The sequence below is a fragment of the Streptomyces sp. JLYT201 genome, from assembly GCF_059448825.1.
This window is the reverse complement of sequence record NZ_CM182551.1, coordinates 8,544,925-8,561,640: the sequence shown is the minus strand read 5'-3', so window position 1 is coordinate 8,561,640 and position 16,716 is coordinate 8,544,925. Positions and strand designations below refer to the sequence as shown.

The window sequence follows — 16,716 nt, the reverse complement described above, 5'->3', positions numbered from 1 at the left end:
CCATCCGCTACTCGGCCGCAGTCCGAAGGCGAGGACGTGTCATGACAGACCATCTCATCGCGATCGGCGCATTGGTGCTCGTCTTCGCCGTCGCCACCTTCACCTCCGTCCACATGGGAGCGCTCGCGCTCGTCGCGGCGTTCGCCGTCGGCTCCACCGTCGCCGACGAGAACGCCGACGCTGTCTTCGGGGGCTTCCCCGGGGACCTCTTCGTCGTCCTCGTGGGCGTCACCTTCCTGTTCGCCATCGCCAAGAACAACGGCACCATCGAATGGCTCGTCCACGCCGCGACCAAGGCCGTGGGCGGCCGCATCGCCCTCATCCCCTGGGTCATGTTCCTCATCACCGCCGCGCTCACCGCGGTCGGCGCCGTGGTGCCCGCTGCGGTCGGCGTCATCGCCCCCATCGGCATGAGCCTGTGCGCCCGCTACGGCATCCGCCCGCTGCTCATGGGCCTGCTCGTGGCCAACGGGGGCTGCGCGGGCGGCTTCTCGCCCGCCAGCGTCTACGGCTCCATCACCAACGGCGTGGTCGAGCGCAACCACCTGCCGAGCAGTCCCGCGCTCCTGTTCGCCATGACGTTCCTGTTCAGCGTGGCGCTCAGCGTCGTCGCGTACTTCATGTTCGGCGGGCGGCAGCTGCTCGGGCGGCGCGCGCGGGACACCGGGGCGGCGGACGGCGCCGCGACGGCCGGATCCGTCGGACCCGACATCGCCGCCGGTCCCGCCGGGCCCGCCGAGTCCGGGGGCGCCTCGCCGGGCCCCGTCGGCGCGACGCCCCCGGGCACGGCGCCCGCGGGCGGCACCGTCACCGCGACCGTCGCACTCGCGAAGCCGGTCGTGGCGCCCGGCCTCGACGTCTCCCGCTCCCTGACCCTGCTCGGGCTGCTCGGCATGGTCGCGGGCGCGCTCTTCTGGGAGTGGAACGTCGGGCTCATGGCCCTGACCGTCGTGGTCGTCCTCACCCTGGTCGACCCCGACGCCGCCAAGGGGGCCGTCGACCGCTGCGCCTGGTCCACCGTGCTCCTCGTCTGCGGCGTCGTCACCTTCGTCGGCGTCATGGAGCGCATGGGCACCATCGAGTGGCTCGGCGACAGCGTCGCCAGGATCGACTCTCCGCTCCTGGGCGCCCTGCTGATCTGCGTCGTCGGCGCCGTGGTCTCCGCCTTCGCCTCCACCACCGGCATCCTCGGCGCCCTCATCCCCCTCGCCGTCCCCTTCCTGATGGACGGTCAGGTCAGCGCCATCGGCCTCATCATCGCCCTGGCCATCTCCTCCTCGGTGGTCGACTCCTCCCCGCTCTCCACCAGCGGGGCCCTGGTCACCGCCAACGCCCCCGAGGAACAGCGCTCCCAGATCTTCGGCGCCCTGATGCGCTGGGGCATGTCGATGACGCTCGTCGCCCCGCTCGCGACGTGGGCGCTGTTCGTGATCCCCGGGCAGGTCTGAAGGAAGGCAGCGCCTCGTGGTCAACCGTGCGCCTGCGGGGCCTTCTTGGGCAGCATCCCGGCGCCGGTTCCGGCCTCCTCGGCGGCCTCCTCGGCGGTGGCCCCGGCGGCGGCCTCGCCGAGGACGAAGCCGAAGACCGGCACGAACACCAGGCCGGAGCCGAAGCCCGTCAGAAACAAGGACAGGGCCAGCCTCCAGAGGGTCACGCCGGAGCCCCGGTACGCCGTGGTCCACACCAGCACGAGCAGCCCGACCACGGCGGTGCACACCGCGCACCACGCGAGCGCCCTGGCCTCGGGCACCGGCCACGACCGCTTCGACTTCACGCCGGGGCTGATCCTCGACGGGCTGCCGCGATGAGCACCGGCCCGCACGCCGAGGGGCCCGTACCCCCGCGGAGCGGCCCCGGGCCGCCGGAGGAACACATCCGGCGAACCGGGGCCGGAACGCCGCCCGGTGCAGGGCGGCGGGCTCAGTCGCGGAGGTCCTCCACGGTGGGCACGACGACGCCGAACAGATCGGTGACGGTGGTCAGGGCGGCGTCCTGAAGGGCGGCGGCGGGCAGGACCGTGCCGTCCGGGGCGGCGAGCGCCCGGGTGGCGGTCGCCTCGGCGACGACGGTGGGCCGGTAGCCGAGGGTGAAGGCGCCCTGGGCGGTGAACGTGACGCACATGTGGGTCATGAACCCGGCCAGCACGAGGTCGCGGCCCTCGCCCGGCTCGACGCCCGCGGCGCGCAGGACCTGCTCCAGGTCGGTGGCGTGGAAGGCGTTGGGGACCTGCTTGACCACGACGGGCTCCCCGGCCACGGGGGCGACCTCGTCGCTGATCGACCCGATGTGGGCGCGGATGTCGTACGGAGTGCCCTCACCGCCGTCGTTGACGATGTGCACGACCGGGATGCCCGCGGCGCGGGCGCGCTCCAGGAGCCGCGCGCCCGCCGCGAGGGCCTTCTCGGCGCCGTCCAGGGCCATGACGCCGGTGCGGTAGGTGTTCTGGAAGTCGATCATTATCAGGGCGGAGTCGGCAAGGCGGGGCGGCTGGTTGTCCAGGCCGATCACGTCGCGCAGGGTCATGGCGGGGTGACTGGTGCTCATGAGGGAGCCTTTCTTCGGGTTTTCGGGCAGGGCAGGGCAGGGCAGGCCGCGGCCGCGGCCCGGCGTCCGTGCCGATGGAGAGGAGGGAAGGAAGGGGTCAGGCGGTCCTGGTACGGAAGCGGCGGCGGTAGGCCGCCGGGGTGGTGGCCAGCTGCCGCCGGAAGGCCCGGTGCAGGGTCTCGACCGAGCCGAGCCCCGCGGCCGCCGCGACCCGGTCGAGCGGGCAGTCCGTCGTTTCGAGGAGCCGCCGGGCGACCTCGATGCGGACGCCCTCGACGTAGGCGGCGGGGCTGGTGCCCGTCTCCTGGGCGAAGACGCGGGCGAAGTGCCGCTCGCTCAGGCACATCCGAGCGGCCAGGGCCCCCGCTGACAGGTCCTCGTCGAGGTGGTCGGCGATCCACAGCCGCAGCTCGTCGATGTCCCTGCGGCTGGTGCCGGAGCGGCGCAGCGGCACGGAGAACTGGCTCTGGCCGCCCTGCCGTTTGAGGTAGACCACGAGCTGGCGGGCCACCGCGAGGGCGGTCTGCTCGCCCTGGTCCTCGGCGACCAGGGCGAGCGCCAGGTCCAGGCAGGCACTGATGCCCGCCCCGGTCCACAGCCGGCCGCGGTCGGCCCGGACGAAGATGGGGTCCGGGTCGACCGTGACGTCCGGGTGGTCGGCCGCGAGCTGGGCGGCGGTCGACCAGTGGGTGGTCGCCGTCAGACCGTCCAGGAGCCCCGCGGCGGCCAGCAGATGGGCGCCCACGCAGACGGACGCCACCCGCCGGGCGTGCGGAGCGGTGGTCCTCACCCACTCCACGACGGTGGTGTCGATGCGGGCCACGGGGCCGTCGTCGGTCATGTCGACCGCGCCCGGCACCAGCAGCGTGTCCACCCGGTCGCCGACGTCGTCGAAGGCCACGTCGGTGAGCAGCCGCACCCCGGCCGACGTCCGGACCGCTCCGGCGGTCGGTCCGGCGAGGCGGACCTCGTATCCGGCGCGGCCCGCCGTCTCCCGGTTGGCCAGCGCGAACACCTCGGCCGGGCCGGTGACGTCGAGGAGGTCGACATCGGGGAAGACCGCGATGACGACCCGGTGGGGAAGGGGCATGTCCCCATGCTCACCCGCTCCCCCGATGACCGCAATGACGATTCCCTGTCACATCCGGACACCCGGCCGAGGGGGCCCGTCCCGGCGCTACGCCCGTGTGAACAGCGTGTGGCGGCGCTCCGACAGCGTCCCGGTGCCCGTTGACGACGCCGAAAGTCCGGTGCTCAACTGTTCGTATGCCGTCCTCGCAGCCGCTGGTCTCACGCGAGCACATCGACCTCTGTCGGGTGTGTTCCACCGCGTGTCCCGGCGTGGGCGCCCTGCGCGGGTAATCGGCCCTTCGGGCCTCGTCCTCAAGCGCCGGACGGGCTGCATCGGTCGCCTGACGCATGTTTCCCCCTGACCCTCGTCGGGCGTTGACCGGCCCTTCGGGCCTTGTCCTCAAGCGCCGGACGGGCTCCTTCTGCTCATCCCACGTACGAAAGGCTCGCCATGCCCGTGGAGTTCCTCGGTATCGCCGCGACCAACGACGGCTCGGAGACCCGGCCCCGCTCCGGTGCCGCCTTCGACAAGCAGTACACGCTGCGGCTCGCCCGGGCCCACGAGGACCACGGCTGGGACCGGGTGCTCTTCGCCTACGGCTCCGGATCGCCGATCCCCGCGGCCACCGCCGGTTACCTCGCGGCGAAGGTCGAGTCGCTGCAGATCCTGCTCGCGCACCGGCCGAACGTGTCGTACCCGACGTACGCGGCACGGACGTTCGCGACGCTCGACCAGGTCAGCGACGGGCGTCTGACCGTCCACTTCATCACCGGGGGCAACGACCACGAGCAGCGCCGGGAGGGCGACACGCTGAGCAAGGACGAGCGCTACGCCCGCACCCGCGAGTACATCGAGATCGTCAAGAAGGTGTGGACGCGGCACGAGGCCTTCGACCACGAGGGCGCGCACTACCGCTTCCAGGACTTCGTCAGCGACGTCTTCCCGGTGCAACAGCCGCACCCGGGCGTCTCGTTCGGCGGTTCGTCGCCCGCCGCGTACGCCGCGGGCGGGGCCGAGGCCGACATCTACTGCCTCTGGGGCGAGCCGCTGGCCGAGACCGCCCAGCAGATCGAGGAGGTCACCCGGGCCGCACGCGCGGCCGGGCGCGCCGACGTGCCGCGCATCCAGGTGGCGTTCCGGCCCATCATCGCGCCGACCGAGGAACTGGCCTGGGAGAAGGCGCACCGCACGGTGGGCGCGATCCGGGAGCGCCGCGCGGGCGGGCAGACCCTGACGCGGCGCCGCTCCTTCGACGCGCCGGAGAACACCGGCTCGCAGCGGCTCGTCGCCATCGCCGAGCAGGGCGAGCGCTTCGACCGCGCCCTGTGGACGCCGACCGCGGCCGCCACCGGGGGCGCGGGTAACTCCAACGCCCTGGTCGGCACCCCGGAGACCGTCGCCCAGGCCCTGCTCGACTACTACGACCTCGGCGTGGACATCCTGTCCGCGCGCGGCTACGACCTGCTCGACGACGCCGTCGACTTCGGCCGGTACGTCATCCCGATCGTCCGCGAGGAGGTCGCCAAGCGCGACCGCGAGGGCGCCGCGCGCGGGCCGCAGACGCTGGAGCACACCCTGAGCCGCCTGGCGGTGGCGGGATGACCTCCGCCGCGCCGCCCTCGGCGGCGGCCCCCGCGCTCCCGGCCGACGGCGCCGGACCCCCGGCCCCCGCCGAGCCGAAGGTCGTCCCGGCCCGGCACTACTGGCGCTGGGCCGCCGGGGCCGCCGTCCTGGTCCTGGCCGTCCAGTTCGCCCACGGGCTCCTCACCAACCCCGCCTGGGAGTGGGAGGTCTTCTTCCGCTACCTGACCGCCGACAGCGTGCTCCGCGCGGTCTGGGTGACCCTGCAACTGACCGTGTACGGCACGGCGCTCGGCTTCGCGCTCGGTCTGGTCGTCGCCCTGATGCGCCTCTCCAGCAGCCCGCTGCTCTCCGGCGTGGCCTGGCTGTACGTCTGGGCGTTCCGCTCCATCCCGCTGATCGTGCAGCTGCTGTTCTGGTTCAACCTGGCGTATCTGTACGAGGAGTTGGGGATCGGCATCCCCTTCGGGCCCGTCGTGTGGAGCTTCGGCACGATGCACCTGGTCGGGGCGATGTCCGCCGCCGTCATCGGGCTCGCGCTGCACCAGGCCGCGTACGCCGCCGAGATCCTGCGCGGCGGCTTCCTCGCCGTCGAGCCGGGCCAGTTGGAGGCGGCGGCCGCGCTCGGCATCCCCCGGCTGCGGCAGCTGCGCCGGATCGTCCTTCCGCAGGCGATGCGCTCGGTGCTGCCGAACGCCGCCAACGAGATCGTCTCGCTGTTCAAGGGCACGTCCATCGTCTCGGTGATGGCGATCGGCGAGCTCTTCTACCAGGTGCAGGTGATCTACGGCCGCAACGGCCGGGTGGTGCCGCTGCTCATGGTCGCCACGGTCTGGTACATCGTCCTGACCACGCTCCTGTCGATCGTCCAGTACTACGTGGAGCGGCACTTCGCGCGCGGCGCGGACCGCACTCCCCCGCCGACGCCGCTCCAGCGCGCCCGCGCCTTCGCCCGCACTCTCACGTCGTCCTCTCACCCCCTCACCCCCCTTCGGGAGAAGCGATGAGCACCGCCCCCGTGATGGTCGACGTCCGCGGCGTCCACAAGAGCTTCGGCGCGCACGAGGTGCTGCGCGGCATCGACCTCCAGGTGCGCGCCGGTGAGGTCACCGTGGTCATCGGCCCCTCCGGCTCCGGCAAGTCCACGCTCCTGCGCGCCATCAACCACCTGGAGAAGCTCAGCCGGGGCTCGGTCAGCATCGACGGCGAGCTGATCGGCTACCGGCGGCGCGGCGACAAGCTGTACGAGCTCAAGGAGCGGGAGATCCTGCGCCAGCGCACCCGGATCGGCTTCGTCTTCCAGAACTTCAACCTCTTCCCGCACCTGACCGTCCTGGAGAACATCACCGAGGCGCCCGTCTCGGCGCTGCGCCGCCCGAGCGCGGAGGCGAAGGACCGGGCGCGGGCGCTGCTCGACCGGGTGGGGCTCGGCGACCGGGCCGACGCCTACCCCCGGCAGCTGTCGGGCGGTCAGCAGCAGCGCGTGGCGATCGCCCGCGCGCTCGCCCTCGACCCGCAGGTGCTGCTCTTCGACGAGCCGACGTCCGCGCTCGACCCGGAGCTCGTCGGGGAGGTCCTGGACGTCATCAAGGACGTGGCCCGGGCCGGTACGACGATGATCGTCGTCACGCACGAGATCGGCTTCGCCCGCGAGGTCGCCGACACCGTGGTCTTCATGGACGACGGCGTGGTCGTCGAGCAGGGCCCGCCCCGGGACGTCCTCGACCACCCGCGGCACGAGCGCACCAAGGCGTTCCTCTCCAAGGTCCTGTGACCCCCGCGCACCCCGCCCCGGCCTCCGGCCCTCCGTCCTCTCCGTCCCCCTGGCCCCCTCCCCGCATCGCCCCGAGGAGCACCACCATGCCCGCGCCCGTCAGCCGCCGCGCCACGCTCGCCTTCGCGCTCGCCTCCGCCCTCGCCCTGACCACCGCCGCCTGCGGCGCCTCCGCCGACGACGAGACGGGCCCGGCCGCCCGCGCACGGCCCGGCGCCAAGGGCGCGAAGATCGACCTGAGTCCCGATCAGAAGCGCCTCAGAGCGCGGAAGGTGGACGCGATCGCCCGCCTCGTGCCCGACCGCGTCCGCTCCCGCGGCACGCTCGACGTGGTCGCGTCCGCGGGCTCCGTACCGCCGCTGACGTTCTACGCCACCGACGACAAGACCGTCATCGGCGTGGAGACCGACATCGCCCACCTGGTCGCCGACGTGCTCGGCCTGAAGGTGCGCTCGCACGCGGTCGACTGGGCGAACATCTTCGTCGGCCTGGACAGCGGCAAGTACGACGTCGGCTTCAGCAACATCACCGTCACCGAGGAGCGCAAGGAGAAGTACGACTTCGCCACCTACCGCCTGGACACCATCGCCTTCGAGGCCAGGAAGGGGCGCGGCTGGAAGGTCAAGGGGCCGAAGGACGTGGCGGGCCGCGTCATCGGGGTCTCGTCCGGCACCAACCAGGAGAAGCTGCTCGTCGACTGGAGCAGGCAGAACGTGAAGGCGGGCCGGAAGGCCACCGAGATCAAGTACTTCCAGAACACCAGCGACTACTACCTGGCGCTCGGCTCCGGCCGCATCGACGCCTACCTCGGCCCCAACCCGGTCGCCGCCTACCACGCGTCGAGCACCGGCAAGTCCGAGGTCATCGGCACCTTCTCGGGCGCGGGCGACCACCTCCAAGGCAAGATCGCCGCCACCACGAAGAAGGACAACGGCCTCGTCGAGGCGCTCCACAAGGCGCTCCAGCACCTCATCGAGGACGGCTCCTACGGCAAGGTCCTCGCCCACTGGGGGCTCGCGGACGAGGCCGTGCGCACCTCGGAGGTCAATCCGCAGGGGCTGCCCAAGGGCGCGTGAGGCCGGGGCCGCCGCCGGTCCCTGGAGGGGGGAGGGACCGGCGGGCCCGCCACGCAGTCGAGGAGCATGCGCGCGGCCTCGGCGAGCCCGAGGTCGCGGACGGCGTGCAGGGCGCGCGGCCGCGGGTGCTCGCGCGGCGCGGTGGCGACGACGAGCCCGTCGGCCTGCCGGGAGCGCAGCGAGTCGACCTGGGCGCGTTCGCGCCGCGGGTCGTGGGGGGTGTCGACGATCCAGGCGTGGTGGCCCGCCGGTTCCAGGACGCTCTCGATGCCGCGCACGAGGGGCGGGCAGCAGGGGTGGGTGAGGTCGGGGACGACCAGGCCCACGGTGTGCGAGCGCGCGGTCTTCAGGCTGCGGGCGATCGGGTCGGGGCGGTGGCCGAGGTCCTCGGCGGCGCGCAGCACGCGGCGGGCGGTGGCCGCGGTGGCCCGGGCGCGGGTCGCGGGGTTGAGGGCACGGGACGCGGTGGCCGGGTGCGCGCCCGCGGTGTCGGCCACGTCGCGCAGGCGGACCGGGCGCGGTCTCAGCACGCCTGCGGGTCGAGCAGGCCGCGGGCGGGGTCGAGCGCGGTGGCCGGGGCCGGGTCGCCGGGTCGGTAGCGCAGGCGCAGGCCGAGCACGGTGTCCAGGGCCGCGCGGTCGGCGGCGCCGTCGGGGACGAGTCCGTCGGCGGGGTCCCGCAGGCGCGCCGCGTACCGGGCGGCGAGGTCGTCGGGCAGGGCGAGGGCGGCGCGCGTCTGCTCCAGGACGAGGCGGTCGAGCACGCCGGAGACGATGAGCCGGGACGTCTGCGCGAGCGCCGAGCTCAGCGCGTGCGCGGCCTGCGCGCGGCGCGGCCCCACGGCAGTCAGCACGGTGCCCAGGTAGGGCCCGCACACCTCGGTGAGCCCGGCGAGGCGCACCGCCCCCGCGGCCTCCGCGCGCAGGTCGCTGCCCGCGCCGAGGAGGGTGGCCGCGCACCGGCCGTCGAGCAGCGCGGCCAGGCGGCGGGGCGTCGAGCCGAGGGGGACGGCCTCGTAGTCGCCGGGGCCCCCGCTGGGCGCCTTGAGGCCGAGCGACTCCAGGACGGCGTACAGGCCGAAGGCGAATCCGGAGTCCGGCACGTCCACGCCGACCGCGGCGCCGCGCAGTTCGTCGGGCCCCTTGACGCCGGGCGCGGCGTACACGCCGAGGCCGAGGCCCCGGTCCAGGGCGGCGAGGATGCGGGCGTCGCCGGTGTGCCCGAGCGGGTTGTCGGACACGAAGCGGTACGCGATGACGTTGTCGGGGCTGGTGAACGCGGCGTCGACCGCGCCGTCGAACAGGTCGCGGAACTGCGCGGGCGAGGAGGCGCACGGCACTTCGGTGACGGTCAGACCGTGCTGGTCGAACAGCCCGGACGCCCGCGCCACGCGCAGCAGGACGGACGGGCTGAACACGCCGACGGTCAGTGAGCGGTGGCGCATGGGCGCGCTCCTGGGCTCGGGAGAGTTCACGGAAACGCCGTGGGCCTGCCGTGCGCAACCGATTGTGGGGAGTCCGGCTCGCCCGCGACAAGGGGCGGATGCGCGCAGAGCCCCAAGTGGCCCGCAATCGATTGCCGTCGGGGGAGGAAGTCTGGTCGTCCCCCTTCCGCTCCTCTCCGGTACCGCCGCCGCGCCGGGGCGCCGGGCCGCTCGGCGCGGGCACCGGGTGAGCGCCGGGCCCGGCGCCCGGCCCGGTTCCCGCACTACCGGACGGGGAGCGGGGCGCCGCGCTCCGCCTCGCTCCGGGGGCCGAAGATGCGGCGCTCCGCCGCGGTGATCGGCACGTCGTTGATGCTGGCCTCGCGGCGTGCCATGAGGCCTTCCTCGGTGAACTCCCACAGCTCGTTGCCGTAGGCGCGCCACCACTGTCCGCTCGCGTCCTGGGACTCGTACTGGAAGCGCACCGCGATGCGGTTGCCGTGGAAGTCCCACAGCTCCTTGCGCAGCGCGTACTCCCGCTCCCTGGACCACTTGTCGCGCAGGAACTCCACGATCTCGGCGCGGCCGGTGACGAACCGGTCGCGGTTGCGCCAGACCGAGTCCTCGGTGTAGGCGAGCGCGACGCGCTCGGGATCGCGGGTGTTCCACGCGTCCTCGGCGGCCTGGACCTTCTGCCGGGCCGTGGCCTCGTCGAACGGCGGGAACGGCGGACGTGCCGTCATGGCGGGCTCCTCTCGTCGTCGCCACCCCTTGGAGAACGCTCGTTCTCCGGCGACGCGCACCAGCATAGAGAACGATGGTTCTCAGCGGTAGTCTTTGGCCAATGGACACCACCGTCGCCAGGGAAAAGGCGCTGGACGCGGCCGAGGAACTCTTCTATCGGCGCGGCGTGCAGACCGTCGGCATGGACGACATCCGCTCCGCTTCGGGCGTCTCGCTGAAGCGCCTCTACCAGCTCTTCCCCTCGAAGGAGCGGCTCGTCGAGGCCTATCTGGAGCGACGGGACGCGCGCTGGCGCCGGCAGCTCGCCGCGCACGTGGAGCGGCACGAGGATCCCGAGCGGCGGCTGCTCGCGGTGTTCGACTGGCTGGGCGAGTGGTTCGCCGAGCCCGGCTTCCGCGGCTGCGCCTGGATCAACTCGTACGGGGAGCTCGGCGCGACGTCCGAGCCGGTGGCCCGCCAAGTGCGCCTGCACAAGGGGGCGTTCAAGGAGTATCTGGCCGCGCTCGTGGCGGCCGCGGGGCTGCCCGGCGAGCTGGCCGAGCAGCTGTTCCTGCTGGCCGAGGGCGCGATGGTGAGCGCGGGGATCGACCGCGCCCCCGGTCCCGCCGCGCACGCGGCCCGCGCGACGAAGGCGCTGATCGCGGCCGCGCGGTGAGCACGGGGCCCGGCCCCGCCGGGCCCCGTCAGGTGGTGCGTCAGCCCGTCTGCGAGGCCTTGCGCAGCGCCGTCAGGCAGGTGCCGATGGCCTCCTGGAGCTCTTCGAGGCGCTGGACCATGTCGTCCTCGTAGATGTCGCCGAAGTCGGCGGCGTCGTCGAGGGTCAGCTCCTCGAAGACCTTCGTCGCCTTCTGGAGGCTGCTGTAGAACTTCGTCCGCCGCTCCTGGACGCGCAGCTCCGGGTCCGCCTCGACGGTCTCGGCCACGAGGGTCTTCACCGTGTCGTAGGCCTCCGAGGCCCACTCCCCGGCCTCCTCGGGCTCCAGCTCGTCGATCAGGGACAGATGCCGCTCGGCTTCCTCGCGCAGCTCGGCCGGAGCGTCGATGGTCTGTCCCGCGGGGGTCCTGACCTGGCCCTCCTCGGCGATCTTGCGGACGTACTCGATGCGGTCGGCGGCCCTGGCCTCGCCCGCGACGGCCTTCTTCAGGTCGTCGGTGCGGGCGATGTCACGGGCCAGGTCGACCTGGAGGACCGGGTCCTCCTTGATCCGGTCCAGCAGCGCGTGCCGGGCGGCCTGCGCGGTGGACGGGTCGGCGAGGATCGCGGCGCGCAGCGCCGTGGGGTTCTCGGCGACCTCCAGGGCCTTGGTCGGGCGGATGCCCTCGGCCTCGGCGGCTGCCATGATCGCGGTGCCGCGCGCGGAGGACGCGCTGGAGCGCGGCACGTAGTAGGTGAGCCAGACGTCGGCGTCCGGCAGCTCGACCTCCTGGCCCGGCGCCAGCTCCTCGAAGTGCGGCACCAGCCCGTCGTCGGCGGCCCGGTCCCAGGCCTTGTAGAAGCGCATGACGCGCTCGGCGGAGCACCCGGCGAGCTCGCCGAACTCCTTCGCGGACGCCTTCGGCGTCTCCGCCGCCGACTGCCCGCCGGGCCGCACGCTGCGCGCCACCTTCAGGCCGAACGTCCAGCCTCCGGTGCGCGCGTACACACCGAACTCACGGGCGTCGCGCGCGACGAGCTCGCGTGCGGCCTCGTACGCGCCGTCCTGTCCGGCCTCCGGTGCGGTCGGCGCGGTCTCCTGCACGTCATCGCGTACGTCCAGGGGCGCGTCGGTGGCCGGGGCGGGACCGGCCGACGGGTCAGCCGGGGCGGACGGGGCGATCACTGCGGTCACAGATAACTCTCCGAGTGCGTCGTGAGCGATAAGAAACAGAACGTACAGCCTATATCGCCCCGTTGCTCCGGCTTTCCTCATCCGCCCGTGCCGCCCCCGCGGCGCGTCGGCGCGGCCCGCCGGGGTCCGGCGGGCCGCGCCCGCCGCGTCAGGCCCCCGGCCTCAGCGGGCCGAAGAACGCGCGCAGTTCCAAGGCCACCTGGTCCGGCTCCTCATGGGACATGAAGTGGCCGCCGCGCCGTGGCTCGCGCCAGTGCCGCAGGTCGGCGAAGACGCGCTCGGCGAGGCTCCGCGGATAGTTCGCGTACGCCGGCTCGTGGCTGAGCGTGACGGCCGCGGGCACGGTGACGGGCGGCAGGATCTCGTTCAGGTGGTAGTCGTAGTACTGCTGGAACGAGGTGCCGATGCTGGCCGTCGCCCAGTACAGGGTGGCCACCGTCAGGAGCGTGTCCCGGTCCCAGCGCCGCGCGACGTCGCCGTCGCAGTCGCTCCAGTCGCGGTACTTGTCGACGATCCAGGCGAGCAGCCCGGAGGGCGAGTCGATCAGGGCGGCGGCGACCGTGTCCGGCCGGGTGCACATGATCTCGCTGTAGCCGCCGTCGGTGCGGTCGTACGCGGCGAGCGCGTCGAGGTACGTCTGCTCCTCGGCGGTCGGCGGGTGCTTCTCGAAGTCGGCGCTCACCACGGCGGAGGTGACGTGCACCCCGGCGACGTGGTCCGGGTACAGCGCGCCGAGCCACTGGGTGACGCCGCCGCCGATGTCGCCGCCGAAGGCCCCGTACCGCTCGTAGCCCAGCGTCCCGGTCATCAGGGAGTGCCACGTCTCGGCGACGCCCCGGCGCGTGAACGGCCCGCGGGGCGGCTCCGAGTACAGGAAGCCGGGCAGCGAGGGGATCACGACGTCGAAGGCGTCGGCGGGGTCGCCGCCGTACGCGGCCGGGTCGGTGAGGCGCCGGGCGACGCGGAGCATCTCCACGAAACTGCTCGGCCAGCCGTGGCTCAGCACCAGCGGCAGCGGCGCGGACGCGCCCTCGGGGCGCCGCCCGCGCACGTGGAGGAAGTGCAGGCGGGCGCCCGCGACCTCGGCGGTGTAGTGCGGGAAGTCGTTGAGCGCGGCTTCGGCCGCGCGCCAGTCGAAGCCGTCGGCCCAGTACGCGACGAGGTCACGCAGCTGCGCCGGGTCGGCTCCGGCCGCCCAGGGCGTCGCGCCGGACGCGGGGGTGAAGCGGGTGCGGGCCAGGCGTGCGCGCAGGTCGGCGAGGACGTCGTCGGGCACGTCGACGCGGAAGGGGGTGGGGGTGGTGCGTGCGGTGGAGGTCATGGTTCCTTCGCTCAGGAGTGCTGCGGGTGCTCGGGCGAGCGGGCGCTCCTGCGCGGCGGCCGTGCGGGGAACCGGTCAGACGGAACGGGCGGTCTGACGGTCAGGCGCGGACGGCGGTCGGGAGGGCCCGGACGGTGCGGTCAGTGGTCAGGTCGCGCAACGGGCTCACCTCCTTCGTCGGTCCGCACGCGGTGCTGAGGGCCGCATGACCCGGCCGACTATACCCACGAACCGATCATCGCCACAGGGTCCGCGGACCTAGGACTCGCGGCGCCGGAGACCTAGGACGAAAGGAACGGCCCGGGTCTGTCCCGCGGCCGGTGGCCCGGGCGGTCACGCCCCGTGAGACTTGGCCCATGGACACCTCACGGACCGACGCCTATCTGCTCCGCATCGGCGCGGAGCGCCCCGCCGCCCCCACCTCGGCGGCCCTGCGCGACCTGCACCTGGCGCACCTGCGCACCGTGCCCTTCGAGAACCTCGCCATCCACGCGGGCGTGGAGGTCGACCTCGTCGAGGAGGACCTCGTCGCGAAGGTCGTCGACGGCCGCCGCGGCGGGTTCTGCTACGAACTCAACGGGGCCTTCGCCGCCCTCCTCACCGCCCTCGGCTTCGAGGTCGACATGCTCCAGGCCAGCGTCTACCAAGGGGACCGCCTCGGCATCCCGTACGACCACATGGCGCTGCGCGTGCGCACCGCCGACGGCGGCGACTGGCTGGCCGACGTGGGCTTCGGCAAGCACAGCCACCACCCGCTCGCCGCCGCCGAGCGCGGCGACCAGAGCGACCCCGCCGGCACCTTCCGCGTCGCCGAGACGCCCGCGGGCGACCTGCGCGTCCTGATGGGCGGCGAGCCGCAGTACCTGCTCGACCCGCGGCCGCGCGCGCTCGCCGACTTCACCGGCGGCGCCTGGTACCACCGCACCTCACCGAAGTCCCACTTCACCCGGTCCCTGGTGTGCTCGATCCTCACCGACACCGGCCGGACCACGCTCAGCGGCAGCAAGCTCACCGTCACCCCGCTCGACGGCGAGCCGCAGATCACCGAACTCTCCACGGACGCCGAGGTCCTGGAGGCGTACGCCACCCGCTTCGGCATCGTGCTCGACGAGGTGCCCCGGCTCGCGGAGCCGGTCCGGGTCGGGGGCCGGTAGCCTCCGCGCCGCGGGCGGCGGTGTCCTTGCGACATGACAGACAGGGGCGGACACCATGCAGCACGCGCGCTCCTTTGTCCAGGTTTCCCGGCCCCGTGCGGCACCCGCCGCGCGCGGTGACGTTCGTCGCGGCGTGCGCGCCGCGCCCGGACGTAGGCTGCCGCACTGTGAAGAGACACATACCTTTCGACCGGCTGCACAACTTCCGTGACCTGGGGGGCTACGTCACTGAGGACGGCCGTACGGTGCGGTGGGGGACGGTGTACCGGTCGGACTCGCTGAGCAAGCTGCGGGACGCCGACTGGGAGCGCTTCCTCGGCCTGGGTGTCCGCACGGTCATCGATCTGCGCTACCCCTGGGAGATCGAGGCGAAGGGCCGGGTGCCGGACCACGCGTCCTTCGCCTACCACAACCTGAGCATCGAACACCGCCCCTACGACCAGGCCGCGTTGGGCCCCGACGTGGCCGCCGCACCCTATCTCGCCGACCGGTACGTGGAGGTCGCCGAGGACGGCGTCAAGGAGCTGCGCCGGGCCCTGGAGCTGATCGCCGAGGACGGTTCGGGGCCCCTGGTGTTCCACTGCGCGTCCGGCAAGGACCGCACGGGGCTGCTCGCCGCCCTCGTCCTGACGCTCCTCGGCGTGCCCGAGGCCGCCGTGGTCGAGGACTTCACCCTCACCGGGCTCGCCACCGACCGGCTCGTCGCCGACTGGCGCGCCGCGCACCCGGACCGCGAGCTGACCTGGCCCGACTACGGCCGGGCGCCCGCGGAGGTGATGCGCCTCTTCCTCGCCCGGATCGCCGAGCGGTACGGCTCCCTGCGCGCCTACGCCGCCCGGCTCCTGGACGTCGACGAGGAGTTGGCGGCCGCGTTGCGCGCCGCCCTCCTGGAGGGGCCCGAGCTCACCTTCCGGCAGGCCGGACCGGCCGACCTCGCCGAGCTCGTGCGGCTGCGCGACCAGGCCGCGCGCTGGCAGATCGGCCGGGGCATCGCCCAGTGGAAGCCCGGGGAGCTGGGCGAGGACCACTTCCGCGCCCGCCTCGCGGACAGCGAGGTGTGGCTCGCGACCCTGGGGCCCGAGGGGCCCGTCGCCGGGGCGTTCGAACTGTGGTGGGACGACCCCGCCCCCTGGGGCCCGCAGCCGCCGACCGCGGGCTATGTGCACCGCCTGATGACCGACCGGCGCACCGCGCCCCCGGGCACCGGGCTCCTTCTGCTCGCGCACGCCGAGCGGCGCATCCGCGCCGCCGGGCGCGGTCTGAGCCGCCTCGACTGCCGCTCCAACAACCCGCGGCTGCGGGAGTACTACGCGGCGGCGGGCTACCGGGAGGTGGGCGAGCTGGCGTCGAAGGACGGCGGGGTCGCGGGCCGGTACGCCGTCACGCTCATGGAGAGGCGGCTGTAGTCCGCGGCTACAGCGAGGCCTTGATGCGGCGCGGCGCGTCGGCCAGGCGGCTGATCAGGGAGACCACCTCCGGCGGCTGGCGGCTGGCGTCCCGGTCGGCGCTGAGCACGTAGTAGATCTGCTCCAGGGACGGCGGGCCGACCGCGACGGTGCGTAGGGCCGCCTGGCCGGGCGTGGCCTGGCCCGTGCGGACCAGATAGGCGGCGGCCATCGAGCCGGTGCGGCCGACGCCCGCGCCGCAGTGCACGAAGACCGGGCCCTTCGCCTCGGCGACGACGCGCAGGAACCGGTCGACCTGCCCGCCGTCGGGCGTCTGCCCGTCGCGCACGGGCAGCCGTACGACGGCCAGCCCCGCGCGCCCGGGGCGCGCGAGCTCCGTCGCGCTCAGGTCCTCGGCCCGCAGGTCCACGACGGTGCGGATGCCGTGGGCCGCGAGCGCGCGGTACCCGGCCTCGGTGGGCGCGGAGCCGCGCCACAGCCGGTCGTCGACCCGCTGGAAGTGGCGGACGCCGGTCATCTCCCGGTCGGCGCGGACGTGTTCGCCCGCCCAGGCCGAGACGGCGAGCACGCCGAGCGACGTGGCGCCCCAGAAGACCGTGTAGCCGAGCGCGCACAGGCCGATCAGCTTCAGCGCGCGCCGGGGCGTCGGCCGTCTCGCCCTGAGCTTGCGGCCCGCCTGCGCGCACGCGGCGCTCGCGGTGGCGGTGGCTGCGGCGACGCGGGCGACGGCACGGGCGGACGCGGCACGGACGGAGGAGGTACAGGACACCAAGCGGTCACCACCAGAGGGCG

General features: G+C 73.8%; 17 protein-coding genes. 8 read left to right on the top strand and 9 right to left on the bottom strand.

Annotated elements, in window-relative coordinates:
- Positions 1–41 precede the first annotated feature (41 nt).
- A complete protein-coding gene (locus AC5WAM_RS36445; protein WP_495520140.1) occupies positions 42–1,448 on the top strand; it encodes an SLC13 family permease in 1,407 nt (468 codons plus the stop codon).
- Between the two features lie 20 nt (positions 1,449–1,468).
- Here the strand turns inward: AC5WAM_RS36445 and AC5WAM_RS36440 are convergent, their stop codons facing one another.
- The 3 genes from AC5WAM_RS36440 to AC5WAM_RS36430 all read right to left on the bottom strand — a co-directional run bounded on the left by AC5WAM_RS36440 (position 1,469) and on the right by AC5WAM_RS36430 (position 3,634).
- Complete coding sequence (locus tag AC5WAM_RS36440) at positions 1,469–1,774, bottom strand: hypothetical protein (protein ID WP_495520139.1); 306 nt, start codon at positions 1,772–1,774, stop codon at positions 1,469–1,471.
- 146 nt (positions 1,775–1,920) lie between these two features.
- Positions 1,921–2,544, bottom strand: coding sequence for a cysteine hydrolase family protein (locus AC5WAM_RS36435; RefSeq protein WP_495520138.1), 624 nt, complete (start codon positions 2,542–2,544; stop codon positions 1,921–1,923).
- A 97-nt stretch (positions 2,545–2,641) separates the two neighbouring features.
- On the bottom strand, positions 2,642–3,634 hold the full coding sequence (locus AC5WAM_RS36430; protein ID WP_366796237.1) for a GlxA family transcriptional regulator: 993 nt from the start codon (positions 3,632–3,634) through the stop codon (positions 2,642–2,644).
- Positions 3,635–4,066: 432 nt separating this feature from the next.
- On the opposite strand from AC5WAM_RS36430, the gene AC5WAM_RS36425 reads away from it, so the two are divergent.
- The 4 genes from AC5WAM_RS36425 to AC5WAM_RS36410 all read left to right on the top strand — a co-directional run bounded on the left by AC5WAM_RS36425 (position 4,067) and on the right by AC5WAM_RS36410 (position 8,047).
- Positions 4,067–5,218: an LLM class flavin-dependent oxidoreductase gene (locus AC5WAM_RS36425; protein ID WP_495520137.1), complete on the top strand. Its 1,152-nt coding sequence runs from the start codon at positions 4,067–4,069 to the stop codon at positions 5,216–5,218.
- Positions 5,215–6,204, top strand: a complete 990-nt coding sequence (locus AC5WAM_RS36420; protein ID WP_495520136.1) for an amino acid ABC transporter permease — start codon at positions 5,215–5,217, stop codon at positions 6,202–6,204. Before AC5WAM_RS36425 ends, AC5WAM_RS36420 begins: the two co-directional genes overlap by 4 nt.
- Positions 6,201–6,971 (top strand): amino acid ABC transporter ATP-binding protein, encoded by a 771-nt coding sequence (locus AC5WAM_RS36415; RefSeq protein WP_275940268.1) that lies wholly within the window; start codon positions 6,201–6,203, stop codon positions 6,969–6,971. Before AC5WAM_RS36420 ends, AC5WAM_RS36415 begins: the two co-directional genes overlap by 4 nt.
- 86 nt (positions 6,972–7,057) lie before the next feature.
- Positions 7,058–8,047: an ABC transporter substrate-binding protein gene (locus tag AC5WAM_RS36410; RefSeq protein ID WP_495520135.1), complete on the top strand. Its 990-nt coding sequence runs from the start codon at positions 7,058–7,060 to the stop codon at positions 8,045–8,047.
- On the opposite strand, the gene AC5WAM_RS36405 is transcribed toward AC5WAM_RS36410, so the two are convergent.
- From AC5WAM_RS36405 to AC5WAM_RS36395, 3 genes are all read right to left on the bottom strand, one after another.
- Entirely contained in the window at positions 7,957–8,577 is a 621-nt protein-coding gene (locus tag AC5WAM_RS36405) for a LacI family DNA-binding transcriptional regulator (RefSeq protein ID WP_495520134.1), read from the bottom strand. The two genes, AC5WAM_RS36410 and AC5WAM_RS36405, sit on opposite strands and share 91 nt — an antisense overlap.
- Positions 8,571–9,491, bottom strand: coding sequence for an ABC transporter substrate-binding protein (locus AC5WAM_RS36400; protein ID WP_495520133.1), 921 nt, complete (start codon positions 9,489–9,491; stop codon positions 8,571–8,573). Before AC5WAM_RS36400 ends, AC5WAM_RS36405 begins: the two co-directional genes overlap by 7 nt.
- A 263-nt stretch (positions 9,492–9,754) precedes the next feature.
- Complete coding sequence (locus AC5WAM_RS36395) at positions 9,755–10,213, bottom strand: nuclear transport factor 2 family protein (RefSeq protein WP_495520132.1); 459 nt, start codon at positions 10,211–10,213, stop codon at positions 9,755–9,757.
- Between the two features lie 101 nt (positions 10,214–10,314).
- Here AC5WAM_RS36395 and AC5WAM_RS36390 point away from each other — a divergent pair, with 101 nt between their 5' ends.
- Entirely contained in the window at positions 10,315–10,869 is a 555-nt protein-coding gene (locus tag AC5WAM_RS36390) for a TetR/AcrR family transcriptional regulator (RefSeq protein WP_366796230.1), read from the top strand.
- A 40-nt stretch (positions 10,870–10,909) separates the two neighbouring features.
- Here the strand turns inward: AC5WAM_RS36390 and AC5WAM_RS36385 are convergent, their stop codons facing one another.
- Together AC5WAM_RS36385 and AC5WAM_RS36380 are read right to left on the bottom strand one after the other, a co-directional pair.
- The gene (locus AC5WAM_RS36385) at positions 10,910–12,034 is read right to left on the bottom strand and encodes a hypothetical protein (protein WP_495523721.1); all 1,125 of its coding nucleotides are present in this window, start codon (positions 12,032–12,034) and stop codon (positions 10,910–10,912) included.
- Between the two features lie 157 nt (positions 12,035–12,191).
- Positions 12,192–13,364 carry an epoxide hydrolase family protein gene (locus tag AC5WAM_RS36380; protein ID WP_495520131.1) on the bottom strand — a complete coding sequence of 391 codons (1,173 nt, stop codon included), beginning with the start codon at positions 13,362–13,364 and terminating at the stop codon, positions 12,192–12,194.
- 356 nt (positions 13,365–13,720) lie between these two features.
- On the opposite strand from AC5WAM_RS36380, the gene AC5WAM_RS36375 reads away from it, so the two are divergent.
- The gene (locus AC5WAM_RS36375) at positions 13,721–14,518 is read left to right on the top strand and encodes an arylamine N-acetyltransferase family protein (RefSeq protein ID WP_495520130.1); all 798 of its coding nucleotides are present in this window, start codon (positions 13,721–13,723) and stop codon (positions 14,516–14,518) included.
- Between the two features lie 167 nt (positions 14,519–14,685).
- Positions 14,686–15,924: a tyrosine-protein phosphatase gene (locus AC5WAM_RS36370; RefSeq protein ID WP_495520129.1), complete on the top strand. Its 1,239-nt coding sequence runs from the start codon at positions 14,686–14,688 to the stop codon at positions 15,922–15,924.
- A gap of 7 nt (positions 15,925–15,931) precedes the next feature.
- Here AC5WAM_RS36370 and AC5WAM_RS36365 read toward each other — a convergent pair whose 3' ends face one another.
- Positions 15,932–16,693 (bottom strand): fused DSP-PTPase phosphatase/NAD kinase-like protein, encoded by a 762-nt coding sequence (locus AC5WAM_RS36365; protein ID WP_495520128.1) that lies wholly within the window; start codon positions 16,691–16,693, stop codon positions 15,932–15,934.
- Positions 16,694–16,716: the final 23 nt, after the last annotated feature.

Coding starts and splice junctions, on each gene's coding strand:
- AC5WAM_RS36395 (WP_495520132.1), bottom strand. CDS start 10,213: ATGACGGCACGTCCGCCGTTCCCGCCGTTCGACGAGGCCACGGCCCGG.
- AC5WAM_RS36400 (WP_495520133.1), bottom strand. CDS start 9,491: ATGCGCCACCGCTCACTGACCGTCGGCGTGTTCAGCCCGTCCGTCCTG.
- AC5WAM_RS36445 (WP_495520140.1), top strand. CDS start 42: ATGACAGACCATCTCATCGCGATCGGCGCATTGGTGCTCGTCTTCGCC.
- AC5WAM_RS36375 (WP_495520130.1), top strand. CDS start 13,721: ATGGACACCTCACGGACCGACGCCTATCTGCTCCGCATCGGCGCGGAG.
- AC5WAM_RS36420 (WP_495520136.1), top strand. CDS start 5,215: ATGACCTCCGCCGCGCCGCCCTCGGCGGCGGCCCCCGCGCTCCCGGCC.
- AC5WAM_RS36380 (WP_495520131.1), bottom strand. CDS start 13,364: ATGACCTCCACCGCACGCACCACCCCCACCCCCTTCCGCGTCGACGTG.
- AC5WAM_RS36410 (WP_495520135.1), top strand. CDS start 7,058: ATGCCCGCGCCCGTCAGCCGCCGCGCCACGCTCGCCTTCGCGCTCGCC.
- AC5WAM_RS36425 (WP_495520137.1), top strand. CDS start 4,067: ATGCCCGTGGAGTTCCTCGGTATCGCCGCGACCAACGACGGCTCGGAG.
- AC5WAM_RS36415 (WP_275940268.1), top strand. CDS start 6,201: ATGAGCACCGCCCCCGTGATGGTCGACGTCCGCGGCGTCCACAAGAGC.
- AC5WAM_RS36390 (WP_366796230.1), top strand. CDS start 10,315: ATGGACACCACCGTCGCCAGGGAAAAGGCGCTGGACGCGGCCGAGGAA.
- AC5WAM_RS36435 (WP_495520138.1), bottom strand. CDS start 2,544: ATGAGCACCAGTCACCCCGCCATGACCCTGCGCGACGTGATCGGCCTG.
- AC5WAM_RS36430 (WP_366796237.1), bottom strand. CDS start 3,634: ATGCCCCTTCCCCACCGGGTCGTCATCGCGGTCTTCCCCGATGTCGAC.